General features: G+C 33.8%; 12 protein-coding genes. 3 read left to right on the top strand and 9 right to left on the bottom strand.

The features are described from left to right. Positions 1-86 precede the first annotated feature (86 nt). The 3 genes from DMB65_RS09510 (at position 87) to DMB65_RS09520 (ending at position 4,718) form a co-directional block, all read left to right on the top strand. Complete coding sequence (locus DMB65_RS09510; RefSeq protein ID WP_110306416.1) at positions 87-1,178, top strand: glycoside hydrolase family 53 protein; 1,092 nt, start codon at positions 87-89, stop codon at positions 1,176-1,178. A 6-nt stretch (positions 1,179-1,184) separates the two neighbouring features. Then, a complete protein-coding gene (locus tag DMB65_RS09515; RefSeq protein WP_110306417.1) occupies positions 1,185-2,216 on the top strand; it encodes a glycoside hydrolase family 53 protein in 1,032 nt (343 codons plus the stop codon). Between the two features lie 66 nt (positions 2,217-2,282). Continuing rightward, on the top strand, positions 2,283-4,718 hold the full coding sequence (locus DMB65_RS09520) for a DUF4982 domain-containing protein (protein ID WP_110306418.1): 2,436 nt from the start codon (positions 2,283-2,285) through the stop codon (positions 4,716-4,718). A gap of 599 nt (positions 4,719-5,317) precedes the next feature. Here DMB65_RS09520 and DMB65_RS09525 read toward each other — a convergent pair. The 9 genes from DMB65_RS09525 to DMB65_RS09565 form a co-directional block, all read right to left on the bottom strand. Continuing rightward, on the bottom strand, positions 5,318-6,604 hold the full coding sequence (locus DMB65_RS09525) for a hypothetical protein (RefSeq protein WP_110306419.1): 1,287 nt from the start codon (positions 6,602-6,604) through the stop codon (positions 5,318-5,320). 476 nt (positions 6,605-7,080) lie between these two features. Further along, positions 7,081-7,389: a hypothetical protein gene (locus tag DMB65_RS09530; RefSeq protein ID WP_110306420.1), complete on the bottom strand. Its 309-nt coding sequence runs from the start codon at positions 7,387-7,389 to the stop codon at positions 7,081-7,083. A gap of 203 nt (positions 7,390-7,592) precedes the next feature. Further along, positions 7,593-9,485 carry a flavin monoamine oxidase family protein gene (locus tag DMB65_RS09535; RefSeq protein WP_110306421.1) on the bottom strand — a complete coding sequence of 631 codons (1,893 nt, stop codon included), beginning with the start codon at positions 9,483-9,485 and terminating at the stop codon, positions 7,593-7,595. 437 nt (positions 9,486-9,922) lie between these two features. Further along, positions 9,923-11,023: a linear amide C-N hydrolase gene (locus DMB65_RS09540; RefSeq protein WP_110306422.1), complete on the bottom strand. Its 1,101-nt coding sequence runs from the start codon at positions 11,021-11,023 to the stop codon at positions 9,923-9,925. Between the two features lie 203 nt (positions 11,024-11,226). Beyond that, a complete protein-coding gene (locus tag DMB65_RS09545) occupies positions 11,227-11,490 on the bottom strand; it encodes a hypothetical protein (RefSeq protein ID WP_110306423.1) in 264 nt (87 codons plus the stop codon). An 890-nt stretch (positions 11,491-12,380) separates the two neighbouring features. Continuing rightward, positions 12,381-13,355 (bottom strand): BPSS1187 family protein, encoded by a 975-nt coding sequence (locus DMB65_RS09550; RefSeq protein WP_123955314.1) that lies wholly within the window; start codon positions 13,353-13,355, stop codon positions 12,381-12,383. A 235-nt stretch (positions 13,356-13,590) separates the two neighbouring features. After that, positions 13,591-14,757, bottom strand: a complete 1,167-nt coding sequence (locus DMB65_RS09555) for a linear amide C-N hydrolase (protein WP_110306425.1) — start codon at positions 14,755-14,757, stop codon at positions 13,591-13,593. A gap of 236 nt (positions 14,758-14,993) precedes the next feature. Then, positions 14,994-15,740 carry a LytR/AlgR family response regulator transcription factor gene (locus tag DMB65_RS09560; protein ID WP_110306426.1) on the bottom strand — a complete coding sequence of 249 codons (747 nt, stop codon included), beginning with the start codon at positions 15,738-15,740 and terminating at the stop codon, positions 14,994-14,996. After that, positions 15,733-17,394 (bottom strand): tetratricopeptide repeat-containing sensor histidine kinase, encoded by a 1,662-nt coding sequence (locus DMB65_RS09565; RefSeq protein ID WP_110306447.1) that lies wholly within the window; start codon positions 17,392-17,394, stop codon positions 15,733-15,735. The genes DMB65_RS09560 and DMB65_RS09565 overlap by 8 nt, the downstream gene beginning before the upstream one ends. Positions 17,395-17,448 lie beyond the last annotated feature (54 nt).

Raw genomic sequence — 17,448 nt, forward strand, 5'->3', positions numbered from 1 at the left:
AAAAAGCTGTATGTATTGGTGTGTTATTTTAAAAGGTTTAATTTTTGGTAACTACTTTACATATAGATCGATAAAAACTTATATATATGAAAAAACATATAAAATTTCTTGGATTGCTTGTAATAGCAGCAGTTCAATTTGCTTGTTCAGAGGACGATGACAAAGGTACAATTGTTGCTCAACCACCAGCAGATGATACTTTTATTAGAGCTTCTGATGTTTCGTATCTTCCTGAAATGGAAGCTGTTCAGACTAAGTTTTACAATAATGGCAAGGAAGAAAATATGCTTGCAACACTTAAAAATGCAGGTTGCAACACAGTTCGAATCCGTTTATGGAAAAATCCGGTAAATGGCCGTTCCGGTATGGCAGAAGTAAAAGAACTGGCAGAAAAGTCAAGAAGAGCAGGTCTTAGAGTTTGGTTAACTGTTCATTATTCTGATAGCTGGGCAGATCCGGAAAAGCAGGTAACTCCTAAAGAATGGGAAAAATTATCTTTTGAGGACTTGAAAAAAGCGGTAACTACCTACACAGAAACAATTATCAAAGAAATCAATCCTGATATTATCCAGATAGGAAACGAAATCAACAGCGGACTACTTTGGCCACAAGGAAACTTAATTAGCAATGAACAGCAATGTATTGCTTTATTGACTGCTGCAAGCCAAACTGTTCGTGCCAAAGCACCAAAAACAAAAATCATGATTCATTATGCTGGTATACAAAGTGGCGGTACTGATTGGTTTTTTGGTAAAATGAATAGTATTGATTATGATTATATCGGATTATCATACTATCCAATCTGGCACGGAAAAGATTTGACTGAAGTAGCATCTACAATTGATGCCCTAGGAGAAAAATATGGTAAAAAAGTACTGATTGCAGAAACTGCTTACCCTTTTACATTGTTGTATAATGATTTTACGAACAATATTGTAGGATCAAATGACCAATTAATACCCGGATATCCGGCAACTCCGGCGGGACAAAAAGCCTTTGTTCTTGCTGTCAGAGCTTCAGTTAAAGCCTCAACACACGGACAGGGATTTGCTTACTGGGGTGGAGAATGGGTTGCTTTTAGAGGAAAACAATCTGCATACGGTTCTACTTTTGAAAATCAGGCCTTATATAGTTTTGACAATAATGCTTTATCTGTAATGCAGGCTTTTGCCAGATAATAAAGCATGAAAAAGTATTTTATAATACTACCTTCTTTACTTATCATGGCACTTGTATTTACTTCATGTAAAACAAAAAGGACAAGTAAAGAAGGTTCTTTTTCTAAAGGAGCAGATGTGGGCTGGCTGCCACAAATGGAAGCTACAGGTTATCAATTTTATGATGCAGACGGCTCTGAAAAAGACTGCCTGCAATTATTAAAAGACAGAGGAATCAATACCCTTCGTTTGCGCGTTTGGGTAAACCCCAATAATGATAAAGCCAGCGGACACTGTAGCCCCCAAGAAACAGTTGTCATGGCGGTTCGCGCGCAAAAGATGGGGATGCGCATCATGATCGATTTTCATTACAGTGATTCCTGGGCAGATCCCGGTAAACAAAATAAACCGGCAGCATGGGCAAACCATTCTTTTCCAGAATTGCTGAACGATGTTTACAAGCACACTTTTGATGTCTTGACCTTGCTGAAAAAAGCAGGAGTAACTCCGGAATGGGTTCAGATTGGTAATGAGATTCCGAGTGGAATGCTCTGGCCGGAAGGGCATACAGACAATTTTCCTCAATTGGCACAATTGCTTAATAAAGGATATGAGGCTACAAAAGCTATCGATCCAAAAATTAAAGTCATTGTACATCTGGATGAAGGAAACAAAAACGAAAAATTCAGATGGTTTTTTGACAAAGCAACAGAACTGAATGTAAAATACGATGTAATTGGTCTTTCGTACTACCCGTTTTGGCTAAAAACTGATTATAAAGAAAACATTGCCGATTTAGAAAATAACCTAAAAGACATGGCTTCCCGCTATAATAAAGAAGTGATGGTGGTCGAAGTTGGCGGTGATTACACATTAGAACAAAACACCAAAGAAATGCTTTATGCCACTATAAAAGCCGTGAAAAACGTTCCTGACAATAAAGGTTTAGGCGTTATTTACTGGGAGCCACAAGGCGAAAAAAGCTGGAGCGGTTATCAGTTAAATGCATGGCTGGAAAACGGAAAACCTTCACCAGCACTGGATGCTTTCAAAAATTAAATAAACAATTAAGTTTTACCATTAGGGTTAAACTTAATTTCTTAATGGTAAACGAACAAAACGAAAATGAAACTAATTTTTAAGTCAATATCATTCTTAGTGCTACTGATTTTTTCGTCCGGAAAAATGATGTCGCAAACCTTTGTTTTAAAAGATAACTGGCACTTTTCTAAAGAAGTAAAAGATGATGCTTTTGCGGTAAATTACGATTCTTCTAAATGGGAGAAAGTCAGTGTACCTCACGATTGGGCTATCTACGGCCCTTTTGATAAAGAGTGGGACAAACAGGTTTCTGCAATCGAACAAAACGGAGAAAAAATTCCAACCGAAAAAACAGGTCGTACAGGAGCGCTCCCGCATATCGGAACGGGCTGGTACCGCAATACATTTACGCTTCCGGAGTTTAAAAAAGGAAAAAAAGCACTTCTTATTTTTGAAGGAGCCATGAGTGAACCACAGGTTTTTTTAAATGGAAAAAACATTGGACATTGGGGATATGGGTATAGCTATTTTTACATCGATATTACCAATGATCTTATCGCTGGATCAGAAAATGTATTGACCGTAAAATTGACCAATATGCCATTTTCTTCAAGGTGGTATCCCGGAGCCGGTCTTTACAGAAAAGTCAGTATTGTGGTAAACGAAGACGAAAGTTTTGCGCAATGGGGAACTTTTATTACCACTCCCGGCATGAAAGACAATAATGCTGTTGTCGATATCAAAGCAGCGTTTCATGGCAGTAATGTGTCAATGGTGACCCAAATTAAGGATGCCAGTAATAAGATAATAGCAACACAAAAAAGCACAGAAGCGAAGGATGGGAAATTCCACCAAACAATAGCAGTAGCAAAACCTCATTTATGGAGTCCTGAAACGCCTTATTTATACACCGCAGTAACCAAATTATACGCAGCCGACGGAACTTTAAAAGACGAACAAAACATAAAATTTGGTATCCGGTTTATTAAATACGAACCTCATGCAGGATTTAGCCTTAACGGTAAAGTCACAAAATTCAAAGGTGTTTGTCTTCATCATGATTTAGGTCCTCTTGGCGCGGCGGTTAACAAAGCAGCACTTCGAAGACAGCTTACGATTCTAAAAGATATGGGATGTAATGCGATTAGAAGCTCCCATAATATGCCTTCTTTTGAACAGCTTGAACTCGCAGACGAAATGGGATTTATGTTCCTGGCTGAAAGTTTTGATGAATGGGCAAAGCCAAAAGTAGAAAACGGTTATCATCGCTTTTTTGAAGAATATGCAGAAAAAGACATTGTAAATTTAGTGAGGGCCACTCGAAATCATCCTTGTATTGTAATGTGGAGTTCAGGAAATGAAGTTCCGGATCAATGGGGGGCTGAAGGGGTAAAACGTGCCAGATGGCTACAGGACATTTTTCACCGAGAAGATCCTACAAGACCAGTGACTGTTGGTATGGATCAGGTAAAAGCAACTATGGAATCTGGTTTTGGAGCTTTGCTGGATATTCCGGGATTAAATTACAGAGTGCATCTTTATGAAGAAGCGTATAAAACATTTCCACAAGGATTTATTTTAGGTTCAGAAACCGCTTCAACAGTAAGTTCAAGAGGAATTTATAAGTTTCCTGTAGTGCAGGATAAGAATAAACAATACGATGATTTTCAAAGTTCTTCGTATGATCTCGAAGCCTGCAGCTGGTCCAATGTTCCGGATGAAGATTTTGTATTGCAGGATGACAAACCCTGGGTTATTGGAGAATTTGTCTGGACAGGTTTTGATTATTTAGGAGAGCCTACGCCTTATGATGAAAAATGGCCGTCAAGAAGTTCTTATTTTGGAATTTCAGATTTAGCCGGACTTCCTAAAGACCGTTTTTATCTTTACAGAAGCAGATGGAATACGAAAGATAAAACGATCCATATGCTGCCACATTGGAACTGGCAAGGAAGAGAAGGCGAAATTACTCCGGTTTTCGTTTACACCAATTATGACAGCGCAGAGCTTTTTGTAAACGGAAAAAGTATGGGAATCCAGAAAAAAAACAATGCTACCCCGCAAAACCGCTACCGCCTGATGTGGAACGATGTAAAATATGAGCCAGGAACGGTAAAAGTAGTAGCATTTGATTCGAATGGCAAAATAGCTGCTAAAAGTGAGGTTAAAACTGCCGGAGATCCGTATAAAATTGTGCTCAATGCAGATCGGAAAACAATTAAAGCTGATGGAGAGGATATCTCTTTTGTAACGGTTTCGGTAGTAGACAAAAACGGAATTCCATGTCCTACAGCAGTCAATGAACTACAGTTTAAAGTAACCGGTGCTGGAACGTACAGAGCTGCCTGTAATGGAGATGCAACATCACTGGAAATATTTCACGAGGATCATATGAAGCTTTTCAGTGGTAAACTTGTGGTATTGGTTAAAGCAATCGAAACTGCAGGTGCAATCCAGTTAGAAGTAACAGGTAAAGGGCTTGAGAAAGGGAAGATAAAATTGAAGGCAGAGCGTTACTGATTTCCTTTGTAAATTCTGGATTTTTATATTTTTTTAAAATTTAAGTAAATTTTATTGTACCATAACAAAAGTCTGAGGGTTTATGTTCTCAGGCTTTTGTTTTAATATTTAGATCTAACGGGATAATTTTCAAACCATTTTCGATAATTTAAACTGCCACTTACTTCGTGAATCAAACATCTGAAAAAAATATGTTGGAATAAATATAAAAAGGGCATTTACAAACAAGCTTTACAAAAAAACTTGAAGAATTGAGTGATTTTATGACTATTCAGATTAAATCTATTACCAGGGATTGTATAAAATCAATTTCTGGATTTGATTATAATTTTATCTTGCAATTTTTTGACTATTCTGTAATTGGATTTAGTATTGTTAATTCATGAAGACAATTTGCTCAGCTGGTTTTGTATTGATAAAATCAGGTAAATTTTCTTGAACATAAAAAAAGCCTGACAATCTGGATTCTCAGGCTTTTCACTTAACTCTATAGCCGTCTCAAAAAAACAGCAAACTTTTTATACAAGACTTAAGAAAATTTATTTTTTTCTAAAGTTATAGTTCTAATTTTAATTCGAGAGATATTTAATTTCGATTATCTATTTGCTTGAAGCAGTAATTTTTCCTAATTGTAATCTAAAATCCGGTCTTTTTGGATCGAATATGTCAACAAATGTTTCTTTATTGTCGCTTTTAGAATATACATTAAAAAACAAACTGTTGCCATACCAGTGTTCTAAGTCTTCTTTGTTGCTGTTTCCTTCTGTCAGGATGTTTGCCGTACAAAGATTAAAAAACATTTCCTCAAATTTAATTTTTTTGAGATTATCATTATTAATCTCTATTTTGCTGTCTAATAAAACAGCAGGATTAAATCCTGAAATAACACTGCGCTTCATTTCAAGAGAAGCATTTTCAGCAATATAAAGAGCTTCTTTAACAAGACCTGACTGAATATCGGCATTAATGTTTTCACTATCGTTAAGCATTGTTATATTAGCAGCCGAAACTAAGGTTTGTTTTTTAGTAAAATCAGTTTCATTTTTATTTTCGTATGATTTTACCTCCAAACAGCGTGAGCCATCTCTGTTGCTGGACAGGTAAGATGATCTTACAGCCAGTGAATTGTATAAACGGCATTGCACACCCTGTGTGAATTTATAATCGTCGTTAATTGATTTGTACGAAACAAACTTGGTGGCATTTACATCTCCGCCATAAAAAGCAAAAGAGTTACCGCCACAATAGCTTACCATTATATTCTCCAGAATGGTCTTGCTACCCACACCTGCGATTGTCAAACCATTGAATGAATCAACACCTTTAACATTTTTCCCGGCAAATTCGATTCTTACATATCTTAAAATTCCTGAATTTGACAAAGTATTATCACCACCATATGTTGTTAATGCCGGATCAAGATCTAAGTTATAAGAACCAATGTTTCCTAGTTTATTGATAGGGGCATCACCAAGAATTACAATTCCTCCCCAGTCTCCTGCTTTTTTGATGCTGCGGTTTGACGTAAAAACAATGGGATCTGTTTCTAATCCATCCGCAACAAGCTGCGCACCTTTTGTTATAACCAGGGTTCCTTTTGTCTCGAAATCACCTATAATTATTGTTCCGGGTTCGATTGTTAAAACGGCTTTATTGGTTACATAAACGTTTCCTTGCAATATATATATATTTTTTTTGAGTAATTTAGTATTAACAGAAATATTTCCAGCTAAAATTTGATTGGCCTCTCCATAATCTACTTTATGAGGCTTAAATTCAGACCAGTTGGTAAGCCAGTTTGAGTAACCGATGATTCCTTTCTCCTGTTGTGCACTCATAGTGATAACCGTCAAAAGAAGGCAGATGATTTGAGCAATTTTTTTCATGATTAAGGGGGTATTTATTAGTTAATACTAAGGATTTGTCTTTGAGTATTGTAAAAATTCCAATTTGGATATTCTGTTTTAAAATTAATAGAACTTGCCGTTTATGTTATTTTTTATTAATTAAAGACAGTAATTATTCGTAATCGTTTTCTAAATACTTTTATATAAGGTTATGCCTTATTGATAATTATTAACGTAAGGTACAAAAAAAATACTGAATTAAAAAACAATTAGGAAAAAAATCTTAAAAAAAGCTGTTAGAGATGCAGATAAGCATAACGCTGAATGTGATAAATGCATATAATAATCAAAGTTCAAAGTAGAAACAACTCAGGAGGCTAAATAAATGAAATCCTTTTTTAGTTTTTTAATTTCAACTATATAAAATTTGAACATACCATTTCATATCGCTGAAATCTTTTGGTTACAAACATACTTGATAAAATGCCTGTAAGCTTTTGAAGTCTTAGCAGGTATTAATTAAATATTTTGAGAACTACAGTTAAAGCCTTGTAAATACTTTCGTTACTGTTTATAACTAAATCACCTGTTGGAATATCTGTTTTAAGGTCATTTAAATCTTCTGAATTTGAAGAATAACTTGATAGTATTGAATTAAAATCTACTAAAAACAGTAAACGGCTAGGATAACCACAAATATAATATTTAAGATTTCTTGTGTCTGAAATACTAACCCATCGGTTATAATCACTTTCTTGTTTATTAGCTGTGCGATCAATATATTCTCTACTTGTTCCTCTAGGAATACCTACTGTATTTATCATAATTTTAAAATTTCAAAACATTAGTAATTTTTGAACAAAAATAAAATTATGTGAAAGTGACAGATATTTTAGAATAATACAGTATCCCATTTGATGAATGAGTTAACCAGTTGTTGGTTCGAATAGTAATTTCGAATCGAAAGGGTAATAAAAAAGCGACGCAGCATACTTTCTACGTCGCCCATTCGTTTCTATTGTATTGATTATATACCTTCCACCATCAAACGAGTATCTGGTAAATTTTTCAAATAGGGTATTTTAAATTCTGGTTTTGCCATTCTCGAAATTGCATTTAATGCAGCTGCAATTGCGCCTTCTTGCCAGCCTGGAAGAGAGGAAATTTGATCCCCAACAATAAAGAAGTTAGGATTTATCTTTTTTCCTGTTTCGTCATAAATTCCAGAACCTTGTGCAATAGTATTGAACTGTTCTGTTGCATATTCGGCATTTCCTACGGCTTGCCAATATGCCCAGCCACCTTTAATATGTGGCATGTTTTGCCAAGCGATAGCAACGCCATCTTCCAATCCTTCGGCAAATTTCCTACCGAATTTACTGGCATCATTTCGTGCTTTGGCAAGTCGTTCTTCAACGGGTAATTTACCCCAATCGTGTGCTACTTTATCAAAATTATAAGCCCCTGTGAGCACGCCTTTTTCGTCTTGATACGCCGTAGATGGATACCAGATTTGTTGAATTTCATTGTCTGTCCAAGAGATTCCTCCAAAAATAGGCACAACTCCCACTTCGGATTTTTCAACTCCCATGGTCTTCAGATTAATTGGGCTTCCTTGCCATAAGGATCGATTAGCTTGCCAACCCACTTTGGAGGTACAGGCTAAAAAACGAGGAACGTATCCGTCTTCTCGCGGTTTGTAACCTGGAGCTTTTGTTGGTTCAAATTGTGCCGTAAAAACGGCTTTTAATGCCTCTTTAAATTTTGATTTAAGATTCTTATTTAAAAGATCTTCATCAAGGATTTCACTCAAAAAGGGCATCGCAAGGTTGCAAACACAATAATCAGCTTCGTAATAGATCGGTTCATCTGTTCCAACTTGTCCAACCGAAATGATGTATTTCTCTTTAGTTGAGTCCCATTTTATTTTTTTGACAGGACTGTTCAAAAGAATGTTTCCGCCCAAAGCTGCCACTTGTTGAGCAAAAGCATGCTGCACCTGATCCATTCCTCCAACGGGTTGAAATAAAGTAGGTTGCCAAAGAAAATCTGAGGGTTGATAGAATTTCGTTCCTTCCCAAAATTTGGATTCTAGCAATTTATCAAAACTCAAAACATCGGCTACAATTCCAGCCGCAACACCCGGTAATACTTCATATCCAGCGCGTGTTTTTCCATCTTCGAAGCCAGGTGATCCAGCCGTTGCGCTATAGGTCCCATCTGCATCAAGCTCACCGAAACTAATCATCAAACTTTGTAATTCTTTAACGCGTGTTTTAAGGTTACTTTGACTAATTCCCACTTTTGAATTGCGAAGTAATTCTTCTGCATTTTGGTATACCATGTGCGCCAACCAGCCTCTTGTATTATGATCCAAACGACGATAAACCATAGGTTTGCCTCCAAAACTTTTGTTTTTTTGAACCAAATTCGATTCAGAATTCATCACGTATATTTCAACATCTACCGAAAAACGTTTTAAGTAAGAAAGGAGTCGTTTGTGACTACTTGGAATACGACCAGGACCTGCATTAAGGTAAGGTTCCGAGTCTCCCACTGGGCGTTTAAATCGAACAACTTGTGGTTTTCCTGGTTTCGAATCGAACAAATCACTGTTTGCATCTTCAATGAGTGTATCCCCTGTGCGTAAGCTCATACAACGTCCTCCCGTTTTATGAGATGCTTCCAAGATGGTTACTTTTGCACCAGACTCTTGAGCCAGTAGTTCATAGGCGGTCGTAAGTCCACCAACTCCAGACCCGATGATTATAACTTCCTTTCCTTCTAGTTGATTTGGGAGAAGTTTAATCGCCTGATTGACAATTTTTTCTTGCATGTTCGTAGCTTCAGCCAATGCTGAGAATGCAATTGCTCTTGGATTGTTTTTTAAAAATTCCTGACGACTTTTGTACTGTCCCATTTTATATAAATTTAGTGTTAATAAATAAAAAATTTTGATTGCTATGATATTGGCATTTAGAATGTATTTTCTTTGGTTTACTCTTGAAAACGCTTTCTAACTCTAGATTTTATTTTCTGAAATGAAATTAATGATTGAAAATAAAACAAATAAAAAAGATGTCGTTAATGAAGGTTTTTCTGTCGTGAGTAGAAGATTTTCTGCTGTAGATAGCATATTATAAATGAATTTTGATTCCGGATAATTATTTCAAATAAAAAAATCTCCCTAAGAAAGGAAGATTTTGAAATACCTTATACAAGGACAAGATTGTTTTAGAAAATGGTAAAGTTGCCTATGCTATCTTTGTGTGTTTTACTAAAAGTTACTTTGTGATTACCTTTTAGCAGTAATAAATTGTCCCCTACTACCGAGTAATCTTGATACTGATCACAAACTTAAGCCGAAACTGATTCCATACTGGCTTCTAAAAACGAGAAAGTCTTTTTTTCAATTAAATAATCTATTGCATTACCAGATGCGAAGGGATGTCCTTTAATTGAAGTTCCATTTTCTTCAAATTCTAATGTAAGTCCCATTTCATTTTCCGAAGCATTTTGAGAAAATGAAATCTTATTTAGATCTATCCATACAACAAATGGACTTCGGGAAGCAGCGAAATAAAAGACCCCTTTTTCCTGGTCACTAAGAGTTGTGTACTGAGTGATACTGGTGTTTGGATCTTCTTCATCTGCACTATTATTAACAAATGGTTGTGCAGCATTGTGCATAATGCTCAAAACACCTGCTAATGCTTCATCTTCTTTGATGTTTCCTTCTATTAAGTTTTTCGTATAAAAGGAAGCCCTCACAAAACGATCAACGGACTGACTACTTCCGGGCAAATACACTTTCTCGTTTACGTTTTCCCAAAAATAATTGAGTTTAATTTGTTCTGTAAAAACAGGTTGGTTTGTCATAACACGCACTTGCGCTTGTGTAAAGGAATCAATCAAAATACAATCCTTATTCAGATTGCTTTTTACGTTCGTTGAAACATTTAATACGCCATCGATGTATTCAAAAATGGCAGAATTTCCTTTTTTATCACTGACAGACAGATGACAATCAGCAGTTCTAGTTGTTCCAGGATAATTAGCCGTAATGACATACACCTGATTCATGGCTTCAATCGCTTCATGAACATCTTTGCACAAATCAAGTATGTATTGCGCCCAAACACTAATGGAGATAGGAGATCCTTGAACAGGTGTTGTAGCACTTGGGTATTCTGAAGTCGATAACCAAAGTAAGTTAGCCGCTAACCCTTGATCATTCATTCCGTCAGCCGTTGCAGCATCCTGAGCAGCAGTTGTTACACTTTTGTATAAAGAGGTCCATGAATATTGCTCATTAACCGGAAGATCTTCAATAGCTCCGTTTCTCTCAATACCTGCTGGATATACCCAAACACTTGCTTTTGACCAATCAGCCCAATCCATGTTTCTTCCTGTAATGGTTTTATTATTTTCGCTTGTATAAACAATTCTTGTACACATAATTTCTTGTTTTTAAAATGAATAGTTGTCCTTTCTAGACTTTGGTTCGTTTTTTAAAGTGGGTTCTGCTCCACTGTTGTGTTTTATAGATGAGTGTGATGAATTAGTGTTTTGTTAGGGTGATAAATTTCTTCTTCATAGAATCTCTTTTTTGAAATCTGATAAAGAAGAAATTTATACAAGCTCTAATAGTAGAAATTCTTTTACCCTACAGGATTTATAGTATTCCCGCCATCCAAAACAACATTCAGTGGTTCAACATTAATTACACTATCAGCTTTCACATAATATCTTCTTGTTAAATGTCTGTCAAATTTAATAGCCATGACAAAGCCATTTACGTCTCCTCTATGCCACTTTTCAGTTCCCCCGTTTTTAATTGTAAAAAAAGAAGTATCTCCATCACTTGCCCATTTATTGACAGCAACATCAATTGTATTTCCTGAATTGTTATGTACATTTATCATAATGTTAATATTTAGTTTCCCTACTCATAAGGCTTTTCGGTTTCCGCCCCTACAATTAACCTTTGCAGAAAGGTTCGTTTATTTAAGTGGGTTCTGCTCCACTGTTCTAATCTTTTGAATATTCTTAAAAACAGTTTTTACTCCTTATTACATCATGCATAATCATCTAATAATCATTATATTGTATGTAGTTTAGATTTCTATTTTAAGAACTTTTTAAAACTACTCTCTAGCGCTAGGTTTTGTTTTCTGAGATAAAATTAGTTCTTGAATAAGAGGAAAATGAAAAAGATGTTGTGAATGGAAGACTCTCTGTTGTGAATGGAAAGAAAAAGAGGTGTGAATGAAATTTACATATCAGTGTAAAATAAAAAATCTTCCCGATGGAGAAGATTTTAAATGGTTGGATGAAACAATAAATATAGTATCGTTACGAAGCATTCTTCCTCCTTAATATTTGATAGTGTAAATTTAAAAAGAAGATATCAGTTAAAATCATGACGGTATGACCTAACGTTATTGTGATATTGATTTGTTTTAAAAAGTAAAAGCACTTCCTTAAAAAAGAGATGCTTTTGTACTTAAAAGTTAAATATTGACTTTCTAATAGGTTCTATACTATGTCTTAAAAAACACTTAAATTCCTAAAGTCATTTACATAAAAAGTCATGAAATTTTTATATTGGCTATGTTTTCTTATCAACAGTTACAATGTTTATTCCTGTTACGAGAGATGAAAAGTCAATAGTGATATGTTTTCGTTTGTTGATTTCCCCTAAAAAATAGATGTTCTAAAAAAAAAATGATCAATTTATATGCAATCAAATAAATTATCATTTGAATTAATATTTAATATTGACGATGTTGAGTTCCGGTAAATTGATATGTTACTATTTGTCTTTATTTTCGTTTGAACATGAAGGGACAGCTGTAAGCATATAAGTCCAAACATTTTTATTTAAATTAGTCCCAAAGATGATTGTTGAAAAATGATAAATTTGAGTTTTGTAATAAATATGAAAACCAGGAGGCTGCGTCGTGTACAAACAGTGGGAATTGCCATATGGAGGACAAGAATTTTCAACATAGCACGCGCCGTATGCTGGGTAAAGTCTTAAGTTCTTAAGGTTACTTATTTGGTTATTAAAAGGTACCACATCATCTAATTGATTTAAGTACGCAAAGTGCTTATCCATAGCAGTTTTACCTGGAGTACTTATCCAATTTGCTGGTCTAGAATAATAGTTGCTATAGTTGTTTGGACTTGAAAACATTAAAACTCTTTCAACGTTATTAAATTTCGCAAAATAACAGGCATGTCCTCCACCTTGTGAATGCCCTCCAACAGCTATTTTAGACCAGTTAAGTGTTGATGGGCTGGTTAAATATTGTTTCCAGTTTTGTTCTGGATAAGTTTTGTCTAAATAATTAATCAATTTCACTGTTCTAGTATAAATTGAATTTAAGGTGTCAACTTTTACATAAGAACTTCCAGGAGTCCCGTTGCAAATTTCTTGTTCGTAATTATTGAATGCCAAGCTGTCAGAACTACTACTTAAGCTTGCTGCCATAACATTATTTGGATAAGAAAGGTTTATTACATCATAACCAAGGTTTCCAGTAAAATCGCTAAAAATTTTGTAATCTATTGGTTTACTATTTGTTCCTCCAAGAAATAATAAGAGTTTATTCAAATTAGTCTTTGTATTTCTAACAATATAATTACTGTTTTTATTACATACATAATTTGTGTCTGTTTTTTTATAAGCACTATCTGTTTCATTTGGTTCAACATAAAACGTATTGATTTGTGCAAAGCAAGTCGTTGCAATCACAAATGACATTATTGTAAAAATAGTTTTCATTGTAGTTTTTTTTAAGATTGAATATAGCCTCTTAGTATAAACAACTCTAGGGGTTGAATAATAAATAAAAGCCTGTTTTTTTTAGTTTTTTAATTTGAACTGTATAAAAATATGAACATACAATTTCAAATCGCTGAAATATTTTTGGTCACAAACGCACTAGAAAAATACCTGCAAGTTTTTTTTAAGTCCTTGCAGGCATTAATTAATAACTGTGAACTAATCACTTAACATTCTAACTCTTAATCTCAGCCTTTTTAGGTAAATTTATAGCTAAATCATTGTCTGGAAATTTTATTGTAAGCTTGTTTAATTCTCCTAAATTTGAATCATACTTCGACAGTATTGATTCAAAATCTACTAAATACATTAGAGGACTCTCATAACGGCGTATATAATATTTACGGTTTTTTGTATCAGAAATAGTAATCCATTGCGTAAAATCACTTTCTTGTTGATCAGCTCTACTATCAACATATTCCCTACTTGTTCCTCTAGGAATATCTACTGTGTTCAAAATATGTGTAGCTATATTAACAGCTTTACTTGCATCTTTAGGCTGGTAGATATAATTACTCATCATTGCAGCTCTAACAAATCGATCAGAAGGAGTAGAACTCCCTGGCAACCCTATAAAACCTGTGCCCTGCGCTAAAGTATTTGCATTAAAAATATTACCCTTAGGACGTATGCCTTTAGAATCTTTATCAGAATCTTCATCATAAACTATACTAGGAAAATTTACAGGTGAAATATTTACGTAATTGTCTAAATTTCTCCTTTGCCACGGAAATAAAGGATCGTTAGTAAGTACTCCTATCTCATTATCATGTATTTGTAATTCTCCATTAACATATTCAATTACAATTGCATTCCCTAATGCATCATTAACTGGAAAATGAAAGAAAAAGCCTGGAATAGCGTTCTCAAAAGGATTGACAACTAAGAATTCTTTTAGATTGTCTTTAACATCTTGACAAGTAGCACAAGTACTCAAGATCCAGTTGGTTAAATAAGGATATACAATTAGTTTTCCTTCATCTTTTTCATTAAACGATTGGTATTCACTTTGAGTTAAAGTCATATCTCCAGTAACAAGTCCTTCACTATTCATCCCGTGTGATGCCACATCAATCTCTTTTGCATTAAGCCCTACAAATGAATATTTCCCTTTCCACCTATACAACAATAGTGAATTAATATCTTTAATCGTTATTCTTTTACCATCCATCACTGGCACTTTATCTAATAAAAGTTTAGTTTCCTCTAGAAACGACTCTTGATTATATTCATACCCAGCAGCTCGGAAAAAAATTTCAGACTCTAATTTAACTGCATTTTCCATACTACGCCCTACAATGACGTTATTATCTTCTGATTTGATTGTTATATTCGTACACATAATATTTTTGTTTTAAAAGTTAAATTGTTTTTAAAAACTACTCTCTAGCGCTAGTTTTTGTTTTCTGAGATAAAATTAGTTCTTGAATAAGAGGTAAATGAAAAAGATGCTGTGAATGGAAGACTCTCTGTTGTGAATGGAAAGAAAAAGAGGTGTGAATGAAATTTACAAATCAGTGTAAAATAAAAAAATCTTCCCGATGGAGAAGATTTTAAATGGTAGGAGCTAACAATACCCTATTTTAAAATAGTGAAACTTTTTATTGTTTCTTTATATTTTCCGCTAAACGTGACTTGGTGATTTCCCTCTAAAATCAATAAATTATCCTCAAGAATAATTTTTTCGATAGTATTCGTATTGACAATGTATTTTCGATGGGTTTGTACAAAGGTTTTACTGCATAATAACTCTTTGATTTTTCCTAGGGAGATTTGAATGACAAATTTCTCTTGTTTTGTGATGATATTACAATAGCGATCTTCTACATCAATGTAAATAATGTCGCTTATTTTTACTTTGTTTAAGGCGTTTTTCTTTTTTATGAAAAGATAGCACTCACTTATTATAGTATCTTGATGATCGTTGATAAAAACATTAGATTGATCATAAAATTTCTCTAAAGCCATTTCTATGGCATATAAAGTTTCTAATCCATTGAAAGGCTTTAGCAAAAAACTATAAGGTTTGGTTAGTTTGGCTCTTTCAAAAATTTGTCTGTCTATAGAACTCGTTAAAAAAACGAAAGGTTTTAAAGTATCTGGTATAGTCGAAATAGTTTCAGCAAAAGTAATACCATCTGGATTCCCGTCTAAAAAAACATCAATGATAACTATATCTATAGGTAATTTGTAGAATAAGGATAAAGCTTCCTGATAAGTATTGGCAATTCCAACTACATTATAATTATTTTCTTCTAATACTTCTTGCAGCGCAGTAGCTTCTTCGGGAGTATCTTCAATAATGAGAATATTTATTTTATCCATTAGATTTGTATTTAGGAAGTCCGATAATCATTTTTGTACCACTATTTTCAATGCTTTCGATAGTAAAGATACCATTGTTTTTTTGAATCATCGATTTACAAAGTTGTAAACCTAAGCCAGTACCAATTCCTTTTTGGTTTTTCTTTTTGTTGAGCAAATTTCCTTCTTTGAGTAAATTTGTCCTTGTTTCCTCATCCATTCCTATTCCTGTATCTTCAATGATGAGGTAATAAAAAGCATCATTTTTATCATCAATATAGACAGAGATTGTTCCATTTTCGTTTGAAAACTTAATAGCATTATCGAGCAGGTTACGAAGAATTATTTTCAAAGAATTTAAATCTGCCAGTGCCAGAGTAGCTTTTGGAATAGTATTCGTAAAAACAAGGTTTTTATTTTCAAATAGAGGTTTATAATTGTACTCTATTTGTTGGATGACAGAATATAGATCAACAGATTCGATATGAAAATACAATTGCTGCGTTTGTAGCGTTGCCCAATGCAAAAGGTTTTCTAATAAATTAAAAGTACTGTTGGTAATCGCCGCATTTTTATGTACAATTTTGTCTAATGCATCATAATCCCGATTTGCAATATCTTTTAACAACTTTGTATTGGTAACTTTCAGCATATTGACAGAGGAACGCAAATCGTGACTAACAATGGAGAAAAGTTTGTCTTTGGTAGCGTTTAAAGCATCTAAATCTTCTTTTTGAGCCTCAATAATTTTATTGGTTTTACTTTTTTGATTATAAAAGTAAAAAGCTGTTCCAAAAAGTAATAAGAATAGGATAGAGGATGCCACAAAACCATTTCGTTGCGAAACCTTTACTTTGTTTTCAGATTCTAGTAGTTGTATTTCTTTTTGTTTCTGGCTTATAGCGTATTTTTTTTCTGTTTCTGCTACAGCCCATATTTTGTTTTGATTATTTACGGAGTCTTTCCAGGTATCATATTCTTTTCGATACAGCATAGCTTTTGTAAGATCTTTTCTGTTTTCTTCCACAACCGCCATATTCAAAGCTGCGTTTTGTTTTATCTCAAAATTTTTTATTTTTTTGGACAAGGCATAGGCTTTTTGAAAATAGGGGATGGCTTGATTGTCTTTGTATTGCTCGTAATAGAGATTGGCCATATCCATGTAGGAACTAATCAACAATAATGTGTCGTTTTCCTTTTTTTGTAATGCAGTACCTTTTAACAAATAGTTTTCTGCCTTTTCAAATTCTTTCAAATGAAAATAGCAGAGACCTATATTATGTAATAAAACACTTTTTTCTAATTTTGAAGAAAGTGTTTTATCGTTTTTTGCTACAGAAGTAAAGTGTTTTAATGCTTTCTTATATTCTTTTTGATTTAAAAATATCTCTCCAATTGAACATTGAACATAAGAATAGAAATAAAATTCTTGAGATATTAAATTATATTCTTTTAACGATTCATTGAATATTTTTTTTCCTAAAAAACTTTTTCCTCTAAAATAGTGAGCTAAATCTAATAAGTCTTTCCTTTTAGTGACATTTAATAGCTTTCCAGAATACAACAGTGTAGAATCCCATTTATTTAATTTATAAAATTCATACGTTTTTTCCAGATAATCAACTTTTTTATTTTTCTTAATTACATTTTTAATTTCTTGATTAATCCCATTCATTTGAGCAAATGAATTCAAATTAAACAAAAAAAGAAAACAAAAAAACTTAAGTTT

It is taken from the genome of Flavobacterium cheongpyeongense (assembly GCF_003202435.1).
Classification (GTDB): Bacteria; Bacteroidota; Bacteroidia; order Flavobacteriales; family Flavobacteriaceae; genus Flavobacterium; species Flavobacterium cheongpyeongense.